Genomic DNA, 26,280 nt, shown 5'->3' on the forward strand with positions numbered 1-26,280 from the left:
AGGCCCCCTCGTGAACGCGTTGGCGAATGGTATCCATTGATACAAGAATATACCAATGGCGCGCTGTCCGACAATCGAATAGGCCGAAGAAGAACGAATCCTTTGCCACGGATCGAAACCATCGTTCTAACGAGAGACGTAACGGTCAGGTTCGCCTGATACGAGCAAGAACGACAAATCGCAAGAAACATATTTTTTTTGCAGGTAACAAAAGCAGAGCCATGGACCTGCTGAAGCAGGTTCATGGCTCTCAAACAGTACTAAAGTTTGGATAGCTCGCGCGGTTTCGTAGTTTCCCTTACCGAAGCGCCCACGCCGCTTGCGCGATAATCGCGGCTTCGGCGCGCGTCAGCGTCGCTTGCGGGCGAAGCTGATTGCCGCTGCCTTTCACGATGCCGGCCGCGACGAGCGCGGTCGCGCTTTCCTTCGCATAGCCGGCCACGATGCTTGCGTCGGAGAAGGCTTCAAGCGAGCCGGATCCTTGGAGCGGCTTGCCTGCCGCCTTCAAGGCGAGCGCGGTCAAGGTCATCATGTCTTGGCGGGTAATCGCACCCGTCGGCTCGAATCGGTTCTGACCCGTGCCCGACGCGATGCCCAGCGCTTGCGCGGTGGACACCGCTTCATAATAGTAGTCGGTTGGCTTCACGTCCGCGAACGGCGTCGCAGGCGCTGCATCCGTCTTCAGCTCCAGCGCGCGGACGAGCAGGGCGACGAAGTCGGCCCGGCTGATCGCGTTCTTCGGCGCAAAATCCGAGTCGGTGATGCCGTTAATGATACCGCGCGCGGCCATCGCTTCGACGGCTTCCTTCGCCCATGGCGTCGTTTGCAGATCGCCGAACGTCTTCGTCGAATAAGCGACGGCGTAGTAGATACTGAAGTGCGTCGTGCTGAAATGAACCGTTCCGCTGGCCGCATCGTATCGTCCGTTTGCAACAGGTTCGGCTTTGCCTTCCTCGTTCATATACCAGACGAAGAGCCGATTCGGATGAGCGAGCTCCTCAGCAGTCGGTTTATACGGAATCGCGACGGTGACAGGAGCATCCGTGTTGTTCCATGCGATCGTCTTGTCGCCCGCTACGAGTTCGAGCGAGATAACCGGGCGCTCGCCGATCTGTTCGCGAGCGGAGTCGGATACGGTCGCCGCAACGGCGCCTTCGCCGATGCGCAGCGTAACGAGCTCCGTGCCGCTTGCGTTGTTCGTGCCGGTCAGCATGCCCGAAGGCAATGTGACCGTGCCGGCCGCCGTGCGCAAGGTAAGCGCGTAGTCGCCGGCGCTGTTCAGCAGCGAAGCCGGCAGCTGTACGTCATAGCCGTCCGCGTTCGGCTGGGCCGGCAGCTCGATGACGACTTGCTTGCCTCCTTGCGCGTCAGGCGTCGCTTGCTTCAGCGCTTCGTTCAAGCTATCCGCGCCGAGGGAGGCCGCCGCGCGTCCATCCTTCAGCTGCACGGTAGGCGTGACGACGACTTGACCTTCTTTCGTCTCGATCTTCGCGCCTGTCGCCGGTACGGTTAAGGCGCCGCCGCTCGTTGGTCCCGGCGTGTTCGTCTGCGTCTTCATCAGGCGGAGAAAGCCGAGTTTGGACGTGTTCATGTAGGAGGAGCCGGACGGATCGGCCCAGTTGGCGACGCTATCCCGGTCGCCGTCGCCGTCTTCGTCGTTGTTCACTTGGAAGTCGAAGCCGATGAGCGTGCCGTCCGCCGGCGCGATCGTATCGAGCGCGATCGCGGTCTCGACGATGTAGCCGCCTTCGATCGTCTTGGTCGCCGAGACGTAGTTATCCTGCGACGCATGGCCGCCGACCGTCTTGACGTTGTTGAAGTTGATCCGGTATTGGCCGTCATCTTCCTCGTAGGACTCGGTCTTGCCGTTGTTCTGGTCGACGAACAGCTCGACGGAGTCCTCCTCGTAGGCGTTCGCGCTCGCGTCGGATAGCTTGGCGTCCGTCACGACCGCAAAGATGTACAAATTGTCCGCGTCCCACATCGTGCGGAATTTCGCGGTAGCGCCGCTTGTGCCCTCGACCCAGATGCCGGTCGATAACTCGGCGGCGCTGTTCCATGCCGCATCCATCGTGCCGTCTACCTGAGGGGTGCCGAACGCGGACTCGGCGACCTTCGGCGCGGCGGCGAGCGTAAGCTTGCCGTATCCGATCGCGTCCGTATCCTGCGCGCCGCGCGGATCGCTCCAGGAGACGATGGCGCCGTTGCGTCCTTGCTCGGAGCCGTCGTTCACGCCGCTGTCCGAGACGCGCAAGTCGAAGGCGAGCTGGCCGCCGATCGCGGAGCCGGCCGGAATCGGCAGGGATGCATAGGCGACGTAGCCGCCGGTCCCTTCGGTCGCGCCTTGGCCGCCGCGGGCGATCTTCACCGTCTGCGTGCCGTTGTTCTGAAGGAACAATTCGACGCTGTCGTCCGCCGCGACGGAAGCGTCCTTCACGAGCACCTTCGCGTACAGCTTCGTCTCGTCCCAGAGTACTTTCACGTCCGCGCCGAGCGTGCCGACCTCTTCGGTCTTCATCGCCGGCACGAGCTGCCATACGGAATCTGCCGCGCCGCCCGCCGGCGTGCCTTGGAATGCGGAGCCGAGCTTGCCGACGACGGGGAGCTTCGTCGGGTCGACCATGCCCCAGTAGGCCGGCTTCGCCTGCAGGCGCGTGCTGAACGGGAATGGGGCGTCTTGTCTCGTGATCGGGCGGTTCGTCAGCCACGTGTGATCGTCGGCGACGCCCCAAATCGTGACGTTGCTGATCCAGCCGCCCGGATTTTGCGCCGAGCGTCCTTCGTTGTCGAGCTTACGCAGCGCGTCGAACAGCTCTTTGTACCGGTAGCCCTGCTTGTTCAGCAAGTTATCCGGCACGGTCGTATACGCGTCGGTGTTGTTCGTGTATACCGAGACGTCGAGCTCGGTAATTTGGTTGTCAAAGCCGGCCTCGCCGAATTTGCGGATCGAGTCCGTGATTTGCTGAATGGACGGGCCTGTAATGTTGATGTGGGTTTGGTGGCCCACGCCGTCGATCGGCACGCCGTCTTCCTTCAGCCGGGTGACCAGATCGAACAGGAAATCGCGTTTCTTCGGATTGTGCGTGCTGTAGTCGTTGATGTAGAGCTTCGCGTTCTCCGCGTTGGCGATGGCCGCCGCCGAGGCGTCCGGCTTGAACGCTTGCAGATGGTCGAGAACGTAGCGCGTGCGCGTGAACGCGGTGCGGATGAAATCGTCGCCCGTGATGCGGTACCACTGGCTGTCGCGCATGCCGTCCGGACGTCCTTCGTCGATGACCTCGTTGACGACGTCATACGCTTTGGCCACGTCGGCGTAGCGCGGAACGACGATGTCGATGTAATCCGAGAGCCGCTTCAGCACGGTCGCTTTGTTCGTCTCGTTCGGCTCGAAATATTGTCCCTGCGCGTCCTTCAGCATCCATTCCGCGCCTTGTTGGTGCCAGAGCAGCGTATGGAAGCGGAGCGTCAAGTTGTTATCCCGCGCATAATTCGCGATGTTGTCCGCGGTCCCGAAATTCCATGTCGCGCTGTCTCCGTTCTTGCTGATGGAGTCGGGCTTCATGGAGTTCTCCGCGACGATGGAATTATAGTGCCGCAGCAGAAGCTCTTCATGCGATCCTTCCAGCTGGGCGGGCTCGACGGCCGCGCCGATCTCGAAGTAGTCGTCATAGACCGTCTTCAATTGCGGAATGTCCGTCTGTACCGGAAGCGGACCTTCGACGGCGCCGAGATATTCCAGCTTGAAGTCGTCGATATAGAACGATCGCGGACCGCCGTAATTATTGGCGACTTCCACGTACGCGTTCAGGACGGACGGCGTGTTCGGCAGCGTGAAGTCGCCGCTCAGTTGAACCCACGCGCCATCCGTGACGGTCGCGTTGGCCGACACGTTCGTGAACGTATTGTCGCCGTGCTGCACGCTGATGCGGATGACGGTCGCTTCCTGTCCGGTCGCCATTTTGGCCCAGGCCGAGAGACGGTATTTGCTGTTCTTCTGCATCTTGCCGAGCACGTTCAGCAACGGTCCTTGATATTGCTCGGAGGCCGCCGTCAGCAGGGACTTCGATCCGCCAGCCGTATGGTTATCGGCCGACGATACTTCGATCGGGTCGGTGCCGTTGCGCGCGACCCAGCCCTGCAGGCCGCCTTGCTCGAAGTCGGCCGCGACGCCGGATTGGTCGCCGCCGCCCGGCTGTTCGCCGCCCGAGCCAGGCGTCACGTCTACGATGAGCACTTCGTCGATGTACAGATCGGCGGTCGAGGTCGTGCCGTCCGCGGCTTCGACCCAGATAAGCGCTTCCTTCGTATCGCTCGGCATCTCGTACGCTTTCGCCTCGAACGTCGTCCAGGCATCGGCGGTCACCGGTTTGTTGCCGATAATCCAGGGGTACTTGTTCTCGAGCGCCGGGGAGTCGATCTTGGACCCGATGTGGTAGGTGCCGGTTCCTTCGCCATGCCTGACCTTGAGTGAGATGTCATATACGCGATCGGACTGCAGAACGCTCGTCAGGTTCAGGCTAGGCTTGCTGTCGCTGGCTTCCCGGTTCGTAAATTTCAAGGCATGCGTGCCGTCGCTCGCCTGCTCGGTCGAGACGACCGCGTCGCCGGCTTTGCCCCAAGACAGCTTCGCCCAGCCGCCGGTCGCGCCGTCCTCGAAGTCCTGCTTCAGGACGACCGTGCCGGTCTCGGCCGCTTCCGCCTTCGCGGGCGCCCAGCCCCCGGGCAGGAGCAGAGCGGCGGCCAAGAGCAGCGACGCCGCTTTTTTGATGCTGCTGCGCATTGCGTAAACCCCCTTAGTAAGATGAAGTAAAGCGCTTTCATCATAACGTCGGGACGGTTAGGCAAGCACTTGAGGAAGTAAAGAACGTACTGTAGGAATTAAAGGAAGTGGGGCAATGGAGGGAGACAGCGATATGGAATTTGGCTGCAAGCTACAAAGGCCTAGCCCGCGCTGTGTATACAGCGAAGAGCAAGGCCATGGAGAATACCGATTGGGGAGAGTGAATTCATTGACGCAAGAGGGCCGAGAAATAGACCGAGGATGACAATATAGAATACGATGCCGATCAAAGCCCAGATTAACGATGCTTTCGCGTAAGTTGTTTTGTTCGGGTTCGCCTTGCCGCCGAATGCCCAGATAAGCAGCATAATGATATTCATGACCGAGATTGCAGCAAGGAGCATCGTGATCATCCAGTCTTTCACGGAAATGACCGGTGCACTTTGTTGTGGTGTCGAGAGATGGTCGTAACTCGAATTAATGTTCGGATCCTATCCTTTTCGAACCCTCCCGTTTAACTGGGAACCTATAACATTTGCCTATCCTTGCTATAGAGAAATCGGCATTGTTCGTTCCGCCTTGTTCCAATACGATGAGTACATGGAAAGCAAGCAATGGGACAGCGCGTAACGCGGTCTGTTCCGATATCCGGAAAGGGGAATGAACGATGGCTTTTGTAACCGTTGCGGAAGAGAATGGAGTACCCGTAGATCTTTATTACGAGGTTCAGGGAGCCGGGCAGCCGGTCGTGCTCATTCACGGCTGGCCATTGAGCGGGCGCTCGTGGGAGGCGCAGGTGCCGGCATTGGTGGAAGCGGGATATCGCGTGATTACTTATGACCGCCGAGGCTTCGGCAAGTCGTCTCAGCCATGGGGCGGGTACGATTATGATACGTTCGCGGCCGATCTGAACAAGCTGCTGGAGCATTTGAACCTGAAGGACGTCACGTTGGTCGGCTTCTCGATGGGCGGAGGCGAGGTGGCCCGTTATATTGGGACCTATGGCAGCAAGCGGGTGACGAAGGCGGTGCTCGCCGCCGCGGTTTCTCCGTATTTCTATAAGTCGGCGGAGCATCCGGAAGGCGGACTGGACGAAGCGACCATTCAAGCGTTTCAAGACGGCCTGAAATCCGATCGGATCGCGTTCCTCGATAATTTCACGACGAACTTCTTCGCCGTACGCGACCGTACGGATTTGGTCAGCGAGGCGTTCCGAACGTACAATCGCGATATTGCGGCTTTCGCGTCCCCGAAAGGCACGATCGATTGCGTCGCCGCCTTCGGGCGGACCGATTTCCGCGGAGATCTGGCCAAATTCGACCTGCCGACGCTGATCATTCATAGCGATGCCGATGCCATCGTCCCGATCGAGGTGAGCGGCCAACTCGCGCATGAGTCGATTTCGGGCAGCCGGCTTGTCGTCATCAAAGACGCTCCGCATGGTCTGAATGCGACGCATCCGAAGGAATTCAATGCCGCATTGATCGATTTCCTGAAGAGCTAAATCCATATACGAAGGAGACTCCTCGAATCCAAATAGGGCTTCGCATGATGATGGTTCATCTGCGAAGCCCTTTTGGTTTGGATGCAAGGACGGTTATCCATGAGCCGCTCGTGATGAGAGGTCATTAACACAACAAGGATCGTTATCTTCGCGTTCGAAGTCGCATTTGGTTATTGATCCGTTCCAGAAAATGGGTTAAACTATGTTCTGTACGGTTCCGTACAGAAAGGGGCGGGATGATCATGCCGAAGATCATCGTGACCGAAGAACAATGGATCCAATCGGGGATAAGGCGGTTCTCGCGGGACGGCATCGACGGTCTGGTGATTGAGCGGATGGCGTCGGAGCTTGGCTGCAGCAAAAGCAGCTTCTATTGGTATTTCAACGACCGAAGCGAGTTTATTGCCAAAATCGTGGATCATTGGGCCCATGTAACGACGCAGCAAGTGATGAACAAGGCAGACGGCGCCGAGCAATCCGAGGAGCGAATGATCGCGCTGCTGACTCAGATGTTTTCCGCGACCCGCATGGGGGACTTTCTATTTTACTTGCGTAAATTGGGCCGGGACAATCCGACTTATGACGAGGTGCTTGAACAGATCGAGCGCACAAGAATGGAGTACGCGAGGCAGCTCCTGATTCAAACCGGGATGGATCCCGAGATAGCCGAGCATAAATCCAGCCTGCTCTACCATTATTATTTGGGATGGTATGAACGGCATAAGCATCATCCGGTTAGCGACGATGAACGGAACCGGCATATTGACATGCTGCGACGTCAATTATTGGGGATATAGGGAGGCGACGATGATCAATCTTCTTGCATGGATCGTGGGATTCACCCTTATGCTGCTTAGCGGCATTCATCTGTATTGGCTGGCCGGCGGGAAGAAAGGGATGGCGGCCGCGCTGCCCGGCACGGGCTCCAAGCCGCTCTTCCGGCCGACAATGGCGGCCACGGGGGCTGTGGCCATCGCGTTGGCGGCTGCAGGTTGGTTTGTGTTCGCGCTTGGGGGCGTCGCGAATCGTTCCATGGTCCCCGATTTTCTATTCCCCTTCGGAGGCTGGGCTTTATCGGCTGTCTTCATTCTAAGAGCCGTCGGAGACCTTCGTTGGGTCGGTATTTTCAAAAAGCATAAAGGGACCTCATTCGCGAGATGGGATTCCGCGTTGTATACTCCGTTGTGCGTATGTTTGGGCATAGGTCTGATGTGGATTACGCTCAAGGCATGAACCGAAAGCGAATCTTCTTACTTCCCCTGCCCTCGAACCCCAAAAGGCTTCGCCAGATGATGAATCATCGGCGAAGCCTTTCTGTTTGCCTCCGGCGGTAGCCGGATTGATCCCGGCCAGCGCGATGGAGGCCCTCATTGGCGCACCTTGCGCCTGCGAACGAAATACGCGATCGCGCCCGCCCCGGCCAACGCGATCAGCGCGTACACGACGTTGGAATAGGCGTCCATGTAGCCGACGATCGATTCCCACGAAGCGCCGACGGTCGCGCCGATGACGACGAGGAACGTATTCCATGCGAGGGACCCTAGCGTCGTGAAGAGCAGGAACGGGAGCAGCCGCATCCGGGTACTGCCGGCGGGGATGGAGATCAGGCTTCGGATCAACGGAATGACCCGGCCGATCAGCACGGCCCATATGCCGTATTTATCGAACCATGCGTGAGCCTTGCGGATATCTTCGGGTTTGAGGCGCAGCATTTTGCCGTAACGCGCGACGAACGCGACTTGACGCTCGAGCGGCATGAGCCGGCCGAGCCCGTACAGGGCGATCGCGCCGATAAGCGAACCGGCGGTCGAAGCAAGAATGACGCCGACAATCGTGAGTTCCGTCGAGGTCGTCATGAACCCTCCGAACGAGAGAATCAGCTCCGACGGAAGGGGCGGGAACAAATTTTCCAGCGCGATCAGCAAAAAAATGCCCAAATAACCGAATTGACTCATCGTGTCCATGATCCACTGTTCCATGCTTCAAACTCACCTCCTACGAATAACTGCTGGCAGCGCTTCGCGCACGATGGCCAAGCGCAGCACTATATTTACGTGGAAGAGTCCCCCGCTTTTCGCGAAAATGTGGCGATCTTGTTACTAAATGATAAAAATTGACCTGTCCGGCCGAGCCTCTTTTGATAAAATGAACTCTATTGAAAGAGTCCCAATAATTAGATTTCGATGCAAGCGATTCGATATCCAGGCCACCTATCAACGCATGCACGAGCTGTTGAAGGAGGCTGGCATGAAGCCGGATTAACGCATGGCGGATCGAGATGACGCGGAACTGGGGCAGCAAGGCGGAGGACGAGTAACTCGAGATGGACGTGTATTTGGGCTTGGGGTCGTAGGGAAGCGTCTGGCGAAATCCAAACCTGCTGTACGCGAGGCTGTCGGTAACAATCGGCCGCCTTTTTTTGTTAGGGGCGGAATGAAGGCGCGCGTAATGGGATTTTTTTAACAAACCTTGTAACGCATCGTCTCTAGCCGAGTCATATCGCTGAGGGAGGTGAGAATGTGACCGATTTTGAGCAGTTGTACAAGCAATATTTCAAAGACGTATACCGGTTCGTCTGGTCGCTGTGCAGAGATCCGGCGATCGCGGAGGAAATTACGCAGGAGACCTTCTTTAAGGCTTTACATGGCATTGATCAGTATAAGGGAACTTGCAAACTTAACGTCTGGCTTTGCCAAATCGCTAAACATACATACTTCTCCTATTCGGCGAAACAAAAGCGATTCGTCGCCCATGATTCGACCGAAGCGTCAAGCGCGTACAATCTCGAAGCCGCGATGATGGATAAGGAAGAGGCGCTGCGCATCCATAAAGTTCTGCATGGTTTGGAGGAGCCTTATAAAGAGGTGTTCACGCTACGGGTGTTCGGCGAATTGACGTTTGCGCAGATCAGCCGAATTTTCGAGAAAACCGAAAGTTGGTCCCGGGTTACATTCCACCGCGCCAAGCGGAAAGTGCAAGACCGGCTAAAGGAGGTTTAAGGGAATGAAGAGAATATCATGCGAGATCATCCAAGACTTGCTGCCTCTGTACCACGATGAGGTGTGCAGCACGGAGAGCGTTGCGCTGATCGAAGCCCATCTAGCGGACTGCGAGCGCTGCAGCGCGGAATTGAACGCCATCAAGGCGGCGATCCGCTTACCGGAAGCGGACGTGGCGAACAATTATGATGAGGCCGCGGCGATCAAAGAAATTGCCGTCCTGTGGCGACGTTCCAAAGTCAAATCGCTCATGATGGGATTGCTCGCTGCCGTCCTGCTGTTCGGGGGATATGTCGCCCTCTCCCAGTGGGAGATGGTGAAGGTGCCGGCGGACATCATTAAAATCTATGAGGTAAGCCGGCTGTCGGACGGCAGAATTGTCTATCATGCCAAGTTTACGGATGGCTATGAGGTCAACCGAATCCGCTACGATACCGACGAGAAGGGGAACTTCTATTTAACACCGCTGCGTCCCGTCATCAAAACGAAGGTCTTATCGGAGCGGCTATCGGAAATGTATGAGTCTTTAGAACATGAGCAGTATCTGTATAAAGAGAAGCATGGCAGCGAAATGAAAGCCGTCTATTTTCGGACGTCGGACGAAGATATCCTGATTTGGAAACAGGGTATGGCATTGCCCCCGGCAAGCGAAAAGGTCGAAACGGAGCTTCGTCCCGAGTAACCTTGCGATTCAGGCAGGAGTAGTTAGCAATTTGTGGAATGAATAGTAGAGTTATTGCTGTTATTCCGTCAAAGGAGTGAGGAGATTGAATTTGTTTGATCGCAGCGCGGAGAGCGAGAACGGCCCGGAGTTGAAGTGGTTGAACGAACCGGAGGCATGGCGGTTTAACGAGGACGGTTCTTTAGAGGTGATGGCGCCTCCGAAGGCGGATTGGTTTATCGACCCGTCCGGGAATTCCGTCCGGTCGTCCGCTCCGTTTCTGTATTACCCGGTTCAAGGGGATTTCGAGGTGCAGACCAAGGTTGGCGCGGAGATGAAAAGTCCCTACGACTCGGGATGTTTGATGATCATGGCGGATGAATCCCGTTGGGCGAAGCTTTGTTTCGAGTTTTACGAGAACCAGCCCTCCATTCTTAGCGTCGTCACGAACTCGGCTTCGGATGATTGCATCTCATGCAAAGTAGAAGTTCCCGAGCCGTATTTGAAAATCGCGAGAACAGGCAATTGTTTTACCTTCTATTATTCCGAGGATGGCCAGAAGTGGGGGACGATCCGATACTTCGGACTGCCCTGCGAGGACGAGGTCAAAGTCGGCGTGGTGGCGCAATCTCCGACCGGCGATGGCTGCCGCGTCACCTTCTCGTTTCTTCGCTTGGAGCAGACTAAATAAGCGCAGACGGTATACAAACTTATACTAGATCACAAAAATGTGCGTACTACTCAAACCTTTGATCACGGACTATACTCCCCTTATACGCAAGTCAATCGCGATTTAAGGAGAGGTGTACGATGACGACAACGACGATGAAAGCCGTGGGGCTCTATCATTATTTGCCGATCGACAATCCGGAGAGCCTGCTCGACGTGACCGTGGCGAAGCCGACGCCGACGGGCCGGGATCTGCTCGTGAAGGTGAATGCGATCTCCGTCAACCCGGCGGATTACAAGGTCCGTTCGCCGAAAGACCGCACCGAGAGCGCGCCGCGGATCCTCGGTTGGGACGTGGCCGGCGTCGTCGAGCAGGCGGGGCCGGACTGCACGTTGTTCCGCCCAGGCGACGAAGTGTATTATGCCGGCAGCGTTACGCGGCCCGGCGGCAACAGCGAGTTCCATCTCGTGGACGAACGAATCGTCGGCGCGAAGCCGTCCACGCTGGACTTCGCGCAGGCGGCGGCGCTGCCGCTCACGGCGATCACGGCTTGGGAGAGTCTCTATGACCGGCTCGGCGTCTCGCGAGACAAGGCCGCCAACGCGGGCCGAACCATCCTGATCATCGGGGCGGCGGGCGGCGTCGGTTCGATCGCGACGCAATTGGCCAAACACGCCGGGCTGACGGTTATCGGCACGGCTTCCCGTCCGGAATCGACCGAGTGGGCGAAGGCGCTTGGCGCCGACGCGATCATCAACCACTTTGAGTCGTTCGTCCCGCAATTGAGGGCAGTCGGCTATGACCAGGTCGACTACATCCTCTGCTTGAACAGCACCGAGAAGCACTGGGCGAACATGGCGGAAGCGATCGCGCCCCAAGGCAAGATCTGCTCGATCGTCGAGACGGACGAATTGTTGAACCTGGCCTTGTTGAAGAACAAGAGCGTCACGTTCGTCTGGGAATTGATGTTCACGCGTCCGATGTACCAAACGCCGGATATGATCGAGCAGCACAAGCTGTTGAACGAGGTCGCGCGTCTCGTGGACGAAGACGTCATTCGCACGACCGCGAGCGAGACGCTCTCGCCGATCAACGCGGCCAATCTGCGCAAGGCGCATGCGATGCTCGAGACGGGACGGACGGTCGGCAAGGTTGTACTGGAAGGTTTCGAATAACGTAATACGGATAAAAGGCGGAAGCCGTCGCTGCGAGCGACGGCTTCTTTGGTGCTTGTTATAGAGACTGCCGGAAGCTCCGCCGCATGCATGGCTGCAATCACGTCAGCGTCTTCAAATGAACGGACGGTTCATAAGCGACCAGCGGCTGCCCGCCGCGAAGCCGCGCCGCGAAATCCGGATTCGCCAGCAGCGGACGGCCGAAGGCGGCCAGATCGATAATGCCCGCGCGGATTGCTTCGTCCGCGGCGTCCGCGGTCAGCCCGCCAACGCCGATGATCGCCCCGTCCCAGCGCTGCCGGACGAGTTCATGGAACTTCCGGCCGCCGGCAATCGGCTGAGCGAACGAATTCGTCGACGGATGGATGACGCGCAGGCCGACTTCGCGGAACGCGTCAACGAAAGCTTCGATCTCCGCCTCGGGTTCCTCCCAGCGGAAGCCGGGCTGATCATCCTTCAGCTCGGAGAAACGCAGGATGACGCGCTCCATGCCGACCGCGCCGCCGACCGCTTCCAGCGCCTCTTTCATCAGCCGAAGCCGGTTGCTCCGGCTGCCGCCATAGCGGTCGGCGCGCGAGTTGGTCGAAGTCGAAGCGAATTGGTCAATGAGATAGCCGTGGGCGCCATGAATCTCGACGCCGTCGAAGCCGGCTTCGACGGCGTATCGGGCCGCTCGCTCATAATCCCATACGACCTGCCGGATCTCATCCGCCGTCATGGCGCTCGGCATCGCGAATGGCTTGCGCAGGCGGTGCACGAGTCCTTCCGCTTGCAAGGCGGAAGGGGCTTGGGGCGCACGGCCGCCGATAAGATCGGGATGGGTCAGCCGGCCGACATGCCACAGCTGCGCGATGATCGTGCCGCCCGCGTCATGCACCGCTTCCGTCACGCCGCGCCATGAATTCGCCTGCTCCTTCGCGTATAGACCCGGTACCCCGAAGGTGCCTTTCCCGAGCGGGGAAGGCGTTATTCCCTCGGTAATGATCAGGCCGATTCCATCTTCCGCCCGCTTTCTATAATAGGCGGCGATGTTCTCATTGACGGCCCCTGTGGCATCGTCCGCGAACCCGCGCGTCATCGGCGCCATCGCGATCCGCGTGCGGAGGCGCCAATCGCCAATGCGGACCGGTTGCAGCAGTTCGTTATAGGTCATATTCGGTCACTCCCTCGGGTTTATTTCTTTGTTGATTTGTATTTTATATAATGAGGGCAGCCAAACCCATAGAAGAATCCTGTTGTTTGACGGAATCAGCCTTTGTAATGCTTGTATTTCTCCGTATTGACCTTTAATAACAAGGAGTCGTGACGATGGACGAATTGGACAAACATATTTTGCTCGTGCTGCAGGAGCAAGGGCGCATCTCGATGACCGATCTCGGCAAAGCGGTATCCCTGTCCCAGCCGGCCGTGACGGAGCGGGTGCGGCGCATGGAAGAGAAGGGCGTTATTGATCATTATCGCGCCGTGGTGGACGCGGAGAAGATCAACAAGCCGATCGCCGCTTTCATCTTGTTTTATACGAAGGGGTGCGAACGGTTCGTGGACTATTGTAAGGAGGCGCCGGACGTCGTCGAGCTGCATCGCATCAGCGGCCATCAGTACAATTTTCTCGTCAAGCTCGTGACGGAATCGCTGCAGACGCTGGAGCGCGCGATCAACGAGCTGGGCCAGTTCGGCGACTCGACGACGCTCATCGTGCTGTCCTCGCCGATCAAGCACGATCGGCTTATTCCCTGAGGCGCGAACACATGCGGGAACAAGCGGTGTCATGAAGCGAGAAGCCGATGGATGATTGCTAACTGTACCAATGGAGGCGTGCAAAATGGGGGTAAATTTCTCGGCTATTCTCAAGCATGGCATGGATTTTAAGGCAATGGAGAGGTTTCAAGCGGACCTAAACGAAGGGACCAAATTTCCGAGAGTTGTGCATTGTCTGAGAGAAGTAAGCGTGCATCATCCCCGTTTGGACCGGGAGTGGTCATTAACGAGAGATCGTAATATTGAATCCACTAATTTCGGTCCTTTTGATTCCGTCCATATCGAGGAAGAGGAGTATGTAGAGCTTGAAGGCCCCGGCGGATTTAGCTTTCTATTCAACGCGCATATTTGCGAATTTAGCCCTCTCATCAGGTGGCATTCGTTTCTTGTGAATCAAGAGCTGCAGACGGAACTAAGAGCGATCTGCCAAGAATTTGCAAATTACTTCGGCTATCCGTTTGCCGTCTACATGGGTGACAACTACTGCGCGACAGACTACGTTTTTGAAGGCCGAGACATGGATTATTATCGAACTGAGTTGCTGCGCAGATTCGGTCCGGGCAAAACCTCTATCCTCGATTTGCTGCAGCAAACCGACGTAGGGTGGAAATCCGAGGGCTATTATGTGGATGACTTTGGCAATTTGCTGAACGGAGCATCGAATTAGATCGACCAGGAAATTCTGCTGGGCGGGGCTCGTCGTCGCGGGAACGGGGTTCTTGTATGTGAAATATTATCGGTTGACCATCGATTCGCCGGGCGAAGGCAGCAACCGACTGACCGCCCGCTCGATCCGCTTGATCGCGACGCCTTCCGATGCCTTACCGAATTCCAAAAGTTGTAATATACTCTTAGGTGAGACAACGAGAATCGGAACGCGTTTGGGAGGAGTAACGATTAAATAACGATGGGGGTTACGCGAATGGATGCGCAACTAACAGGCATGCAGGCTGAACCGAAGAAAGCGCTGGGCAAGACGATTCAGGTGAGGCTCGTGTCGGATTTGGCGAGATCGCAAGCTTATTACCGGGATCAGCTTGGCTGCCTGGTGGACGATTGGGGGCATGCGGAGAGGGACGAGATGATCGTCATTCTCCAGCAAGCGGCATCTGCCCAGGATGTGAGGCCGAACGCCGTCTCCGCCAAACGATCGAATTACCCGACCGATTGGGAAGGGCCGGAGTACGGATGGGACACCTTTGTCCATATGGGATGGGAGGAGCTGAGCGCCTACGTCGAAGAGGTTCGCGGGCGCGGCGCCCGAATCGCGATCGAGCCTTTCATCGGCGCGCATGGCGGTTGGGAGTTCAAGAATGCGTACGTGCTGGATCCGGATGGTTACAGCATTGTGCTAGGGGCGATGCGTCAAGCGGAGTTGTAGGTTGGTTTGACTATCGCTAGGATGAGATTGAACCTGAGAACATGTTGCGAGCGTAGCTGACGAACCTTCGCAACAAAACGAGGAAAGGCTGCTTGAGCCTTTCCTCGTTCTATTTTAGGAGGACGATGCCCTCCGGAGAAAGGGACTATAATCATCCTGTTGCCGCGCGCATTGGCAGCACACCCCGACCGGGTGTTGGATATCGCCCAGGCAAACCCAGCCGGTCGATAAGACAAGCTCGGCATCTCGGCGTTCATGCAGGCCCTCGCATAGCAGACAGCAGAATAAATCGGTATCGAATTGCAATTACGTTCACCACTCTTTAGTATAGATTCACAAAAATATAGCATGCTCTGTCGGACGCGTATACGCGCTTTATTAAGGAGTCGTGTTGAATAATTCAAGGAATTGTTGCACTAAGAGAGGGAGGAAGTACTGCATGCATAGAAGCATGATTGTCCTGCTGCGACCTGAGAACTGCAAGGATAGAACTTGAGTACCATTTCATGAAAAAGAGGCACGATTCCGTTAACTACGTCTTGGAAGGAGCGAACAAAATGGTGGATGCGCATAACCGACCCGTCGCGGTCGTCACGGGGGCTAGCGGAGGGATGGGCAGGGCGACGGCCGCGCTGCTCGCCGCCGAGCACGGGATGAAGGTGTACCTCGTGGCGCGGAGCCGGGAGAAAGGAATGGAGGCGGTCCGCTACGTCAATAGCCGCAGCGGCAGGAGCGACGCGGAGCTCATCCTGTGCGACTTAGCGTCGCTAGCCAGCGTGCGAGCCGCGGCGGAGGAGTTGAAAGCCTCCTGTACGCATATCGACGTACTGATCAATAATGCCGGCGTCGTGACGATCAAGCGGGAAGAGACCGAAGACGGCTTCGAGCGCCAGTTGGGCGTGAATCACCTCGGCCATTTCGTGTTAACGGGGCTGCTCTTGCCGCTGCTGATCAGCAGCAAGGCCGGGCGCATCGTCGTCGTCTCCTCCGGCGCGCACAAAATCGGCCGCATGAATTACGACGATCCGGGCATGCGGGAGAAATTTACGGTGTGGGGCGCTTACGGCCGCTCCAAGCTGGCGAATATTTGGTTCGCCCGAGAGCTTGCCCGCCGTCTCGAAGGCACGACGGTTACGGTGAACGCGCTTCATCCCGGCGCGGTCTCGACCGACATCGGCGTGGACCGCCGCACGGGGTTCGGCAAGATGGTCCATCGGCTGCTGCGCCCGTTCTTCCTGACGCCGGAGCAGGGCTCGGCGACCGCGGTATACCTGGCGACGACCGGCGATGTCCGGGGCGCAAGCGGCGGGTACTACTACAAGCAGAAGCCCGCCGCCGTTACGGCGCGGGCGAATGACGCGGAGCAGGCTCGCCGCTTCTGGGCATGGAGCGAGCAGGCGACCGGCTTCGAATGGCCGAAGTTGTAAGATGGGTAATTCCGGTAAGGAAGAAGTATGGAGGGGATACGAATTGCCTATTGTTCATGCAGTCGTTCAAGAACCATATTACGAGCAGCCACCTTGGCTGCCGAAGGTGGAGTATAAGGAAGTTGTCACCCTTTCGGCGCTTTCGAATCAGGCAGATGCCTCGCTCTTTTTGGCCTTATTATGCGGGTACAACCATATTGACGTGAACCGGGAGCCCGATGAGGTTGTTCGGGATTTAATCGCGCTCGAGGAAATTGCCATAAGAGGCGGTATTGCGTTCGAGGATGAACGTAACCGGATCGTTCCCAGCTGCTGTTCTGGATTGGAGACGTGGAGAGATATCTTGGATGCCGTGCTTGGTAAGAAGGGCGCATGGTTAGGACACGATCCTTTTCCTACACTCACGTATGAAAGTGAATTCGTGAACGTCTGGTCGGACGATGTTACGGGGACGATGAGAGAGGTAACGGAATCAGGTCGCTTAAAAATGTATGCCATTACGTATCGACGAGATGAGTTAATCGATAAATTGCAGCGAATTGAGCAGGATTTGCTCGACTTCTATCGTCATTCGCTCGACAAGGCGCTTGCGATCGTGGACGACGATCTCAGGGAAGCATTGTTCTCGAGCTACCGCCGTTGGTTCCGTCTGAACGCTGAGTCGTCTTAACCGGACGCCGCTCATTGGATGCGCGCGGCCATAAAAAAGCAGCAGCTCGCGGCTGCTGCTTTTTCCATTCGTAAGCGTGCTCGGCACACCATCCGTACTGGTCTATGTCCACTCGGCATAGAGCCGCGCCGAATATTTCGTAACGGCTTCGTCGTACGCGGGATACGGATAATCCAAGCATTCCGCCACGGACTTCGCGTATTTTCGGAACAGCGCCAGGCAGGCCGTTAACGCTTGCCGCATGTCGGAATACCCGCCGCCGGAATAGGTGGAGAGCAGCGTCTCCCAATCTTCAGGCGGAAGATAGCGATGGATCAATTTATAGTTCTTCCCTAGGCTGAAGTCGTATCCATGCTCCGAACCGATCCGCCACGCCATCATGCGCAGCAAATTAGGCCGGGCCACCTCGTGCAGATGGTCGATGGCATTGAGGATCTCTTGTCGGGCCAACCCTTTGAGCACGTAGATCGATGCCATCCAGAACTCGTTGCAGCAATCGCGTCGAATTCTCGCGCGGTTGGTTTTCGAATCCAATATTGACGATCGCCGGGGACGATTTCGCGGGGGACGCGCGCATCTTTATCGAGCAGCACCTCGACCAAACCGTCGCTCTGGGCGAAATAGTCGTCCGTCTCGCCGATGGGAATCAGCGTCAAGTCTAACTTAACGCCATCCTCGAACAGAATCAGATAGGAGAACCAGTTGCCCAGTTCCGGCGGGAAAAGCTCCATATCTTCGGGCTTTTGCATCATCAGCCGTTCCCCCAAAGGCTGAAGCCAACGATCGGATTGCTTGAACGTCTCCATATCGGTGACGAAATAAGAGATATCGTAATCCTGGTAGGCGTCGGCGGGGACGTTCCGGTTCGTTCGCGAGCCTTCCAGCGTGACGAGTCGAATGCGTTCGTCCCTCTCGGCAATATCCAGCAGAAGTCTCAAGATGTCGGTTGAGCTTCTCAATTCGACCCTCCTCCGATCCAGCGGTTGCTTTCTCGCGCCGAGCGGCTATTTCTTCGCATACGTCAACGTCTCGATAAAGAACGGATCGTCGGCTTCATCCCAATTCACGTTCGTGAAATGGATGTGCACGGTATATCCGGTCCTCGCGTAACGAGCCTCCAGATTCATGACGCCGAACGTGATCGCTTCCCGGATCAACTTATACTCGTCGCCCTTGTATTCCTGAATAAAATCCCGCCGCTCTTCGTCGTCCACGTTCCACTGCACGTCGTCGGCGCTGTCGCCTCCGTTGTAGAGACGGTCCAAGTACGTCTTGTCCTTGGCGTACGCGTTCATCGATGCTTCGAAGTCTCCGGAATGGTCCATGAACGAGACGCGCATGGCGTCGAGCTTGCCGCCTTCAAACGAGAAGGTGTAATATCCCTCGCGTTCTTGCGGCAACGGCAGTCCGTGGTATTCGACGACGTAGCCTTCGTCCTGCTGACCTTCCTCCGACGGGGCGGTCTTGATGAGCTTCTTCAGCTCCGCGACGGTCATGCCGAAGCGGGCCCGGAAGAACTGGTCGGCGAGGAATGCGCTGCCGAACTGGACAAGTCCCGCCTCCCGGTCGTAGACGACCGGAATCTTGGCGGTCTCCTGCGCGAAGCGGAGCGGCACGTAGACGGTGCCGCCGATCGCGCGGGCGGGCGCCGACAGCTTGACGGTCTTCCCGTTGACGGTCGCCGCGCGGCTCCCGACGGCGAAGACGATTTTGGTGCCGGGCTTTGCAAGTACATGCAGCTTGGCTGTCTCATCGTAAGCGGCCGTATAGCCAAACGGAGCGAACAGCGGCTTGAATGGCAGATAGACGCCGGACCGGTCGACAATGGGCTTGAGCGCCGCGGCAGGCGTTCCGTTGACGTACACGCTCGTGGAAGCTCCCGCGGCGACGGCAGACGTTGTAACGCCGGGCGATGCGGCGCCGGCCGTAAGGGCAATGGCGAGCAGCGCGGTGTATATGGTTCGTTTCATTCCAGGCAACCTCCCAATCTCGTATTTTCCGCAAGATTAGTAATATTATACAATGCTGGGCGGTTTCGGTCAGCGGTAATTCGGCCAGCCCGGGCGAGGTGTTTTCCCCCAAAAATAGTGGAACTTTCCCCAATATTCCTCGCCTTACGCCCGCCTGACGACCATGATATTCTGAAATCGGAAAACGAGCGTTGCATCCAGCGCGGTTCGGACACGATAACTTGTAAGGGGTTACAACCACAAAAAGGACGAGATTCGACCGAAGCCGAACTCGTCCTTTGCTGTTACGCCTGCCTCGGCTCCCAAATCCGGTAGCGTCCGCTTAACATCAGCAGGCTGAAGAAATAAAGGCAGTTGTCGTAATAACGCCGGTCGCCTTCGCGAAGCGGCGTCTCCCAGAACAGCCGCAGCGCCGCCCGCGCGTGCGCGGAATCCGGCGCCGCAAGCGCGGCCGCCGCGTTCGTCGCCAACAGGCCGACGGGGTGAAGCGACTTCTCCTCCAGCGGCTCGCCGTCCAGCTCATAGCGGCGGTAATCGTCCGGCGACTTGTCCGCGAAGAAGGCGAGAATCCGCTCCGCGATCTCGCCGTGGCGCGGGTCGCCGCCGAACCATTCGGCGTCGAGGCCGAGATTGGCCGCGACCCGGTAGGAATCGCTGAAGAAGCGGCCATAGCCGCGTTCGTCGTTCGGCGTGCCGTCGTAATGCGCGTACTCCGGCGCCAGTCCCGTGACCGGATGGCAGGCAAGCGGCAAGTAATCCCGGCTTGCGCTCGTCGCTTCACGCCAGAAGTCGCGGTCCTCCGGCTCCGCCCATTTCGCGAATAGCTCGTAGAAGTGCGGCAGGTGGTAGGACGGATCGGAGAATTCGCAGTTGGGCACGAATTTGATCAGCTTGTTGTCCGGGTTCCACATCGGGAAGCCGTCGCCGTTCTCTCCCTTATGAATGCACGCTTGCAGCAGCTTCCGCGCTTGGCGGCCGTAGTCCATCGGCGCCTCGTCGCCATCGCCCCAGCGGTGGGACGCGAAGAGCAGCGCCAGGGCGAAGAACTCTTCGCCGTCCGGCGCGGGACCGTTCGAATTGCGCGTGCCGTCCGGCAAACACGACCAGGCGAAGTAGCCGGCGTTCGGCCCCTCCTCCAGGTACATATGGGCCATCGTCCACCGCCAGATGCGGTCGAACACGTCCTTGCGGTCCATCTGGACGGCCATCATCATGCCGTAGGACATCCCTTCGGTGCGAACGTCCAGGTTGCCGGTATCCAGCAGGTAGCCCATGTCTTCGCCGGCTTCGTAATAGATTCGGGTATCGGGCGCATCCCCGAACAGCCCTTCCCAGCAAGCTTCGACCCGGGCGTCGATCGCTTCCGGGGCGTACCCGTATTCCTGCAGCAAATTCCGGTAATGACCGGTCGCATATGCACCTTGCCTCATTGTCGTTGACACTTCAATCTCTCCCTCTCGGAGCGCTCTTGCTCCAGTTGATCATGGAATCACCGTTAGCTTACCGCCGCCGGGAAGGGGGAGGAATGGAAGAAGTATAGATCGTGCTGTGCTATCTTTAGAATTTTAAGCGCTTACATCCTAAGGGGGCGACGTCATGCGAAAAGTACTGCTGGTAGATGATGAAATGTTCGTACGCAAAGGACTCAAGGAGCTCATTCCGTGGGAAGCGTTCGGCTACGAGGTTATCGCGGAGGCGGAGGACGGCGAGGAAGCTGTCCAACTTATCGATCTGCACGGGCCGGACCTCGTGCTGACGGACATCCGGATGCCGGTCATGGACGGCTTATCGCTCATCGAGACGGTCAAGGAAAGCGGCGGCCGCGCGCCGGAGTTCGTCATCTTGAGCGGCTACAACGAATTCTCGTATGCCCAGCGCGCGATGCGCTTCGGCGTGCAGGACTTCATACTGAAACCGATCGACGACGGGGAACTGACGGAGACGCTGACGAGGATGAACCGCAGACTGGCAAGTCGGGACGAGAAGGGCGGCCGGCAGCGGACGGCGGACGCGGTGCTGAACGAGCTGCTGTTCGAAGGCGCGGACGGCGCGCCCCCCGCCGATCTGGAGGCGGTGCTGCGGCTCGGGCAAGGATCGTGCTGCTACGTCATCGCCGAGCGCAACGGCTGCGGGGAGAGCGCGGAGGCCGAGGCGCAGTCGCTGCGGCAATGGAAGAGCGCGATCGGCGAAGCGCTCATGCGGCTCGGCGGCGGCGCGCCTATCGTCCATGACTTGAGCCCGTACACGTTCGGCTTCCTGCTGACGTCGAGCCATCTGTCCGATTCCGGATCCGCCCAGCTGGAGCGGCTCGGGGCGCGGCTGCTGCACCGGGCGGGCGGCGAGGAGGGCGGCTTCCTGCGCCTCTATCTCGGCCCGATCGTCGACCGGCCGGCCGATCTGAAGCGTTCCTACGAGGCGGCGCGGGACGCGATGAACGCGAAGTTCGCTCTGGACGACCGCCAAGTCTTGACGGCCGGCATGGCGTCGCAGGCCGGGCTTGCTTTCCGCGATCTGGACGAAGATGTCTATGCCGCGCTGCAGGAGGGCGTGGAGGAGAACGACATCCCGCTGTTGTCGGGGCTGGTCGCCCGGATCGGCGCGGATTTCAAGCGGCATGCGTTCACGACCGACGCGGTCATGGCCTCGCTGTCCAAGTGCGTCGTGCGCGTGCTCGATACGCTGCGGCGGATGAACGAGGGGCAGGAGCCGGAGCTGGCCTCGCTCGCGCCGCTTATGCAATGGAACCAGACGCCGAAGACGCTCGGCATGCTGCTCAAGAAGCTGGAGCCGTTCCTCGCCGAGAGCGCCGCCTGCATGGAGCAGCTGCGCAAGCGCAAGACGACCGGCGGCATCCATCGGGTGCGGCAGTATATCGAGTCGCATTTCAACGAGGAGATCACGCTGAAGGGGATGGCCAAGCGCTTCTACATTAATCCCGTCTACTTGGGGCAGCTGTTCAAGAACACGTACGGCGTCTATTTCAACGATTTCCTGCTCCAGCTGCGCATCGGCGAAGCGAAGCGGCTGCTGCGGCAGACCGACCGCAAAATTTACGAGATCGCCGAGCTCGTCGGCTTCAGCAGCTCGGAATATTTCATCAAGCAATTCGAGAAGGTGGAGGGCTGCTCGCCGACGGAATACAAGCAGGCGCAGCTGACGCGAACGCCATGAGACGCCGATTGCGCATGATGCTGAATTTGAACAATGTGCGGCTGCGGAATAAGATGCTGCTCATGTACGTCCTTTCGGTCTTCATCCCAGTGGTGGCGACGAACGTCGTGTTCTACGCCATTACGACCGGCAATATCCGCCATCAGAAAATGAACGATATCTCGGTGGCCGTCAAGCAAATCCGCGACGAGCTGCAAGACAGCATCAACGCCGCAGCCGGCATATCGACGGTGCTGTACAACGACTCCCTCATGTGGGAATACGTCAGCCAACGATACGACAATCCGGCGGATTACGTGGAGCATTACAATAGCTACGTCAGCCTCATGCTGGAGAAGTACAGCCCGCTCTACGAGACGATCCAGGCGATCACGATCTATACGAACAACGATTCGATCGTCTACGGCGGGCGCGTCCAACCGATCGACGACCAGCTCCGCAGTCAGCCTTGGTATCCGCGGATCAGCGCGGCGGCTCCGTCGGACGTCATCGCGCTGGAGCTTGCGCCGGAGACGCCTGGCGGGCAGAAGACGATCAGCCTGCTGCGGCGCATTCGCGGGTCGGAGGCGGGCGTGCGGCGTCCGATTCTGCTGCGCATCGATTTTCACCCGGCGCTGACGGAAGACGTGTTCAAGAACGCGACGCTGGACGGCAAGCTCTATTTGTCCCAGGGCGATCGGCTGCTCTACGCGACGGACCCGGAGGCGGACGGGGAGGCGGCGCGCGGCGCGTGGATGAACGATGCGGCGAAGGAGCGGGGCACATTGTTGTTCCGCGAGCCGTTCTCGGCGTCGTATTTGGCCGATTGGCGGGTGACCGGTGCATTCCGGGAGGAGGACGTGCTCGCCGACGTGCGGGAGTCGCGCCAATTCCTGTTCTACTTCGCGCTGCTGAACCTGCTCGTGCCGACACTCATTATCGTCTGGTTCAACCGTTCGATGAATACGCGTCTTGTTCGCATCTTGAAGCAGATGAAGCGGGTGAAAAACCAGACGTTCGAGCCGATTACCGAGCCGGAGACGCGCGACGAGATCGGGCAGCTGACCGAAGCGTTCAACCAGATGACGCTGCAAATCCGCCGTCTGATCAACGACGTCTATATCGCGGATATCCAGAAGAAGGAGCTGGAGCTTGGGCGCAACCAGGCGCAGCTGAACGCGCTGCAGAGCCAGATCAACCCGCATTTCCTGTTCAACGCGCTGGAGACGATCCGCATGCGCAGCCTCATCAAGCAGGAGCAGGAGACGGCGCACATTATCCATAACATGGCGAAGATCTTCCGCCGGTCGCTCGCCTGGGGCAAGGATTGGGTGAGCGTGAAGGAGGAGGTCGACCTCGTTGCTTGTTTCCTCGAAATCCAAAAATACCGCTTCGAGGACAAATTGCGCTACGAGATCGACGTCGATCCGGAAGCTTACGGCGCGCTCATGCCGAAGATGACGCTCCAGCCGCTCGTCGAGAACGCGAGCATTCACGGCATCGAGGCGGTGAAGCGCGCGGGATTAATCCGCGTCAGCGTCCGGCGGACGGCGGAGGGACTGCTATGCACGGTCGCGGACAACGGCGGCGGCATCGAGCCGGAGCGGCTGCGCACGCTCATGGACGAGCTGGCCGGCGGCGAGGAGATGGGCGAGCATATCGGGATCGCGAACGTGTATTACCGGTTGAAGCTTAACTACGGCGATCGCGCGGATTTCCGCATGCGCAGCGAGCCGGGCGTCGGGACGACCGTGGACATTCTGCTTCGCGACGCGCTTGCGCAGGAGAGCCGGAGCGCGATTTAGACCGCGATCTAAACCGGGTGGGCCACCGGCGGCCAATTGTTGACAGGCTTCAACATGCTTATGACTAAGAAGGACTTAAAACCCCCTGAAGCTTTGTCCGTCAGGACAAAAGCGTGCCCCGCTCAAGCCAAATCGCCGACCGCGAACAAGCGCGCCAGCACGAAAAAGGGAGTCCAGAGCGTTTTCAAAGGAAAACGCACTTCGGAAGCATACGCTTGGGCAAAGCCCTTTGGAGCCTCCTCGGCGGAGGAGGTGGGAGGAGGGAGCAACAAAAGTGGGGTCAACGGGGCGTAGCCCTTCTTAACCTGACAACATTGGGTCGCGTGTTAATAAAGGGAATTCTAAACATAATGCAGTAACAAGTTTAGTTTCTCCATTAAGCGGCGCATGGTCCGCATTCTATACTGAAAGTGCTTACAATACCAGGCGAATCAGAGGGGGAAGCGATTCATGCGGAATAAAAAATGGCTCGGTTCGGCGGTGCTCGCCACGGCATTCGCGGTAGCCATCACCGGCTGCTCGGGCAACAACAGCGGAGGCGGGAACAACGCGCCGGCGCCGGCGAACGAAGGCAGCGCGAACGCGGGGAACCAGAACGCGGCCGGCGGAGAGGCCGAGAAGCCGGCTCCGGTGACGTTCACGTATTTCAACGCGACGGCCAACAAGGACATCGAGACGAACAAGACGATGATCGGCAAGAAGCTCGAAGAGCAGACCGGCGTCAACTTCAAGCAGGAATTCCTCGTCGGCGACCTGCAGACGAAGATCGGCACGATGATCGCGAGCAACGAATATCCGGACGTCATCCAGCCGGACGCGGGCATCGACAAGATTCTCGACGCGGGCGCGTTCATTCCGCTGAACGACCTGATCGACAAATACGGACCGAACATCAAACGCGTCTACGAGCCATACTTCAACCTGATGAAAGCCGATGACGGCAACATCTACTTCCTGCCGTTCTCCCCGCTCGTCGGCGAATTCAAGCCGAGCCCGACGATCGACCAGGGCGCGTTCTGGATCCAGAACCGCGTGCTGAAGGAAGCCGGCTATCCGCAGGTGAAGACGCTCGACCAATTCGTGAAGCTGATCGAGGATTATACGGTCAAACATGCGAGCGAAGACCTGATCGGCATGACGACGCTGACGCACGACTGGCGCTTCTTCGCGACGACGAACCCGCCGAACCATCTGGCCGGCTACCCGAACGACGGCGGCGTGCAAGTCGACGTCAACACGATGGAAGCGAAAGTGTACGGCGACAACGACGGTACCAAGCGTTGGCTGAAGACGCTGAATGACCTCAACGCCAAAGGCTTACTCGACAAGTCTTCATTCGTCGACAACTACGACCAATATCTCGCCAAGCTGACTTCCGGCAAAGTGCTCGGCCTGTTCGACTACGGCTGGCAGGTGCAGCAGGCGTTCAACACGGTCAACAAGGCCGGCAATGACGATCTGATGTATTTCCCGCTGCCGATCGTGTTCGACGAGAATACCAAGGATCAATATCTCGACCCGCCGTCCTTCGTCAACAACCGCGGCATCGGCATTACGGTAAGCGCGAAGGATCCGGAGCGCATCATCCAGTTCTTCGACAACCTGCTGACGGACGAGAACCAGAAGCTGACGCGCTGGGGCATCCAAGGCGAGACGTACGAAGTGGACGCGAATGGCCGCCTGTACCGGACGCCGGAGCAGATCGAGAAGCTGAAGGACAACGATTACTCCCGCGAAGTCGGCATCAGCTATTTCGCCTACTATTGGCCGATGTACGGCGGAGGCTCCACATTCCCGGACGGCAACGCCGTCGATCCCGGCCGCCAGCCGGAGGTCGCGCAAGCGTCCTTCACCGACGCCGAGAAGGAGCGCCTTGCCAAGTACAACGCCAAGACGTACGCCGACCTGTTCGCCGCGCCGGACGACCGTCCTTGGTATCCCGCATGGAGCATCGCGCTCGAGCAGGATACGCCGGCCCAAATTTTCACCGTCAAGCAGACCGACCTGCAGAAGAAATATTTCGCGAAGATCGTGCTCGCCGCGCCTGATAAATTCGAGAGCGTCTGGAACGATTACGTGACGGAATACCGCAAGACGCCGGTCGACGAATACGAGAAGACGATGACCGAAGAGATCAAGAAGAAGGTCGCGAAGATCCAAGGCACGAATTAACGGCCCCATCATCGCATGAGAAGGAGCATAGGGCGGGAAGGCGGCACCGTCCGGTCCGAATCGGAGCCGGATACATCAGGGCCGCCCCCGCCGCTCTTTTTAAACACAAGCATCCAAGAGCAAACGAAAGGCCGATAGCACCCGAAGTAGAGGAAGTG

Annotated in this window: 21 protein-coding genes and 1 pseudogene; 15 read left to right on the forward strand and 7 right to left on the reverse strand. The window is 58.2% G+C overall.

The features are described from left to right. Nucleotides 1-298: 298 nt before the first annotated feature. Both BCM02_RS14845 and BCM02_RS14850 read right to left on the reverse strand, forming a co-directional pair. Nucleotides 299-4,780 (reverse strand): endo-1,4-beta-xylanase, encoded by a 4,482-nt coding sequence (locus BCM02_RS14845; protein ID WP_148929889.1) that lies wholly within the window; start codon nucleotides 4,778-4,780, stop codon nucleotides 299-301. 161 nt (nucleotides 4,781-4,941) lie between these two features. Then, nucleotides 4,942-5,205: a hypothetical protein gene (locus BCM02_RS14850; RefSeq protein ID WP_246183383.1), complete on the reverse strand. Its 264-nt coding sequence runs from the start codon at nucleotides 5,203-5,205 to the stop codon at nucleotides 4,942-4,944. 242 nt (nucleotides 5,206-5,447) lie between these two features. Between BCM02_RS14850 and BCM02_RS14855 the strand changes: the two genes are divergently transcribed. The 3 genes from BCM02_RS14855 (at nucleotide 5,448) to BCM02_RS14865 (ending at nucleotide 7,517) form a co-directional block, all read left to right on the forward strand. Then, on the forward strand, nucleotides 5,448-6,284 hold the full coding sequence (locus BCM02_RS14855; protein ID WP_148929891.1) for an alpha/beta fold hydrolase: 837 nt from the start codon (nucleotides 5,448-5,450) through the stop codon (nucleotides 6,282-6,284). Nucleotides 6,285-6,526: 242 nt separating this feature from the next. Then, complete coding sequence (locus BCM02_RS14860; protein WP_148929892.1) at nucleotides 6,527-7,081, forward strand: TetR/AcrR family transcriptional regulator; 555 nt, start codon at nucleotides 6,527-6,529, stop codon at nucleotides 7,079-7,081. A gap of 10 nt (nucleotides 7,082-7,091) precedes the next feature. After that, nucleotides 7,092-7,517, forward strand: a complete 426-nt coding sequence (locus BCM02_RS14865) for a DUF3995 domain-containing protein (protein ID WP_148929893.1) — start codon at nucleotides 7,092-7,094, stop codon at nucleotides 7,515-7,517. A 134-nt stretch (nucleotides 7,518-7,651) separates the two neighbouring features. Here BCM02_RS14865 and BCM02_RS14870 read toward each other — a convergent pair whose 3' ends face one another. Next, on the reverse strand, nucleotides 7,652-8,263 hold the full coding sequence (locus BCM02_RS14870) for a DedA family protein (protein ID WP_148929894.1): 612 nt from the start codon (nucleotides 8,261-8,263) through the stop codon (nucleotides 7,652-7,654). A 540-nt stretch (nucleotides 8,264-8,803) separates the two neighbouring features. Between BCM02_RS14870 and BCM02_RS14875 the strand changes: the two genes are divergently transcribed. The 4 genes from BCM02_RS14875 to BCM02_RS14890 all read left to right on the forward strand — a co-directional run bounded on the left by BCM02_RS14875 (nucleotide 8,804) and on the right by BCM02_RS14890 (nucleotide 11,789). After that, nucleotides 8,804-9,283 carry an RNA polymerase sigma factor gene (locus BCM02_RS14875; protein ID WP_148929895.1) on the forward strand — a complete coding sequence of 160 codons (480 nt, stop codon included), beginning with the start codon at nucleotides 8,804-8,806 and terminating at the stop codon, nucleotides 9,281-9,283. Nucleotides 9,284-9,287: 4 nt separating this feature from the next. Beyond that, the gene (locus BCM02_RS14880) at nucleotides 9,288-9,965 is read left to right on the forward strand and encodes a zf-HC2 domain-containing protein (RefSeq protein ID WP_148929896.1); all 678 of its coding nucleotides are present in this window, start codon (nucleotides 9,288-9,290) and stop codon (nucleotides 9,963-9,965) included. An 85-nt stretch (nucleotides 9,966-10,050) separates the two neighbouring features. Then, nucleotides 10,051-10,635 (forward strand): DUF1349 domain-containing protein, encoded by a 585-nt coding sequence (locus BCM02_RS14885; RefSeq protein WP_246183384.1) that lies wholly within the window; start codon nucleotides 10,051-10,053, stop codon nucleotides 10,633-10,635. Between the two features lie 119 nt (nucleotides 10,636-10,754). Next, complete coding sequence (locus BCM02_RS14890) at nucleotides 10,755-11,789, forward strand: zinc-binding alcohol dehydrogenase family protein (RefSeq protein WP_148929897.1); 1,035 nt, start codon at nucleotides 10,755-10,757, stop codon at nucleotides 11,787-11,789. Between the two features lie 100 nt (nucleotides 11,790-11,889). On the opposite strand, the gene BCM02_RS14895 is transcribed toward BCM02_RS14890, so the two are convergent. Beyond that, nucleotides 11,890-12,942, reverse strand: a complete 1,053-nt coding sequence (locus BCM02_RS14895; protein WP_148929898.1) for an oxidoreductase — start codon at nucleotides 12,940-12,942, stop codon at nucleotides 11,890-11,892. A gap of 155 nt (nucleotides 12,943-13,097) precedes the next feature. Here BCM02_RS14895 and BCM02_RS14900 point away from each other — a divergent pair, with 155 nt between their 5' ends. The 5 genes from BCM02_RS14900 (at nucleotide 13,098) to BCM02_RS14920 (ending at nucleotide 17,025) form a co-directional block, all read left to right on the forward strand. Then, nucleotides 13,098-13,526 carry an Lrp/AsnC family transcriptional regulator gene (locus BCM02_RS14900; protein ID WP_148929899.1) on the forward strand — a complete coding sequence of 143 codons (429 nt, stop codon included), beginning with the start codon at nucleotides 13,098-13,100 and terminating at the stop codon, nucleotides 13,524-13,526. Nucleotides 13,527-13,611: 85 nt separating this feature from the next. After that, nucleotides 13,612-14,214: a hypothetical protein gene (locus BCM02_RS14905; RefSeq protein WP_148929900.1), complete on the forward strand. Its 603-nt coding sequence runs from the start codon at nucleotides 13,612-13,614 to the stop codon at nucleotides 14,212-14,214. Between the two features lie 255 nt (nucleotides 14,215-14,469). Further along, the gene (locus BCM02_RS14910; protein ID WP_148929901.1) at nucleotides 14,470-14,928 is read left to right on the forward strand and encodes a VOC family protein; all 459 of its coding nucleotides are present in this window, start codon (nucleotides 14,470-14,472) and stop codon (nucleotides 14,926-14,928) included. A 506-nt stretch (nucleotides 14,929-15,434) separates the two neighbouring features. Continuing rightward, nucleotides 15,435-16,355, forward strand: a complete 921-nt coding sequence (locus tag BCM02_RS14915; protein ID WP_342791310.1) for an SDR family oxidoreductase — start codon at nucleotides 15,435-15,437, stop codon at nucleotides 16,353-16,355. A gap of 43 nt (nucleotides 16,356-16,398) precedes the next feature. Further along, nucleotides 16,399-17,025, forward strand: coding sequence for a hypothetical protein (locus BCM02_RS14920; protein ID WP_148929902.1), 627 nt, complete (start codon nucleotides 16,399-16,401; stop codon nucleotides 17,023-17,025). A 102-nt stretch (nucleotides 17,026-17,127) separates the two neighbouring features. On the opposite strand, the pseudogene ant(6) reads toward BCM02_RS14920, so the two are convergent. From ant(6) to BCM02_RS14935, 3 genes and pseudogenes are all read right to left on the reverse strand, one after another. Then, nucleotides 17,128-17,984 (reverse strand): annotated as a pseudogene (gene ant(6), locus BCM02_RS14925) (aminoglycoside 6-adenylyltransferase). A 45-nt stretch (nucleotides 17,985-18,029) separates the two neighbouring features. Then, nucleotides 18,030-18,995, reverse strand: a complete 966-nt coding sequence (locus BCM02_RS14930; RefSeq protein WP_148929903.1) for a copper amine oxidase N-terminal domain-containing protein — start codon at nucleotides 18,993-18,995, stop codon at nucleotides 18,030-18,032. 284 nt (nucleotides 18,996-19,279) lie between these two features. Beyond that, entirely contained in the window at nucleotides 19,280-20,425 is a 1,146-nt protein-coding gene (locus BCM02_RS14935) for a family 8 glycosyl hydrolase (protein ID WP_187434247.1), read from the reverse strand. Nucleotides 20,426-20,591: 166 nt separating this feature from the next. Between BCM02_RS14935 and BCM02_RS14940 the strand changes: the two genes are divergently transcribed. The 3 genes from BCM02_RS14940 to BCM02_RS14950 all read left to right on the forward strand — a co-directional run bounded on the left by BCM02_RS14940 (nucleotide 20,592) and on the right by BCM02_RS14950 (nucleotide 26,122). Next, nucleotides 20,592-22,166, forward strand: a complete 1,575-nt coding sequence (locus BCM02_RS14940; protein ID WP_148929905.1) for a response regulator transcription factor — start codon at nucleotides 20,592-20,594, stop codon at nucleotides 22,164-22,166. Next, the gene (locus BCM02_RS14945) at nucleotides 22,163-23,950 is read left to right on the forward strand and encodes a sensor histidine kinase (protein WP_148929906.1); all 1,788 of its coding nucleotides are present in this window, start codon (nucleotides 22,163-22,165) and stop codon (nucleotides 23,948-23,950) included. The genes BCM02_RS14940 and BCM02_RS14945 overlap by 4 nt, the downstream gene beginning before the upstream one ends. A 450-nt stretch (nucleotides 23,951-24,400) precedes the next feature. Next, on the forward strand, nucleotides 24,401-26,122 hold the full coding sequence (locus tag BCM02_RS14950; RefSeq protein ID WP_148929907.1) for an ABC transporter substrate-binding protein: 1,722 nt from the start codon (nucleotides 24,401-24,403) through the stop codon (nucleotides 26,120-26,122). The last annotated feature ends 158 nt before the right edge of the window (nucleotides 26,123-26,280 follow it).

The sequence above is a fragment of the Paenibacillus methanolicus genome (genome assembly GCF_008124765.1).
GTDB classification, from domain to species: domain Bacteria; phylum Bacillota; class Bacilli; order Paenibacillales; family Paenibacillaceae; genus Paenibacillus_Z; species Paenibacillus_Z methanolicus.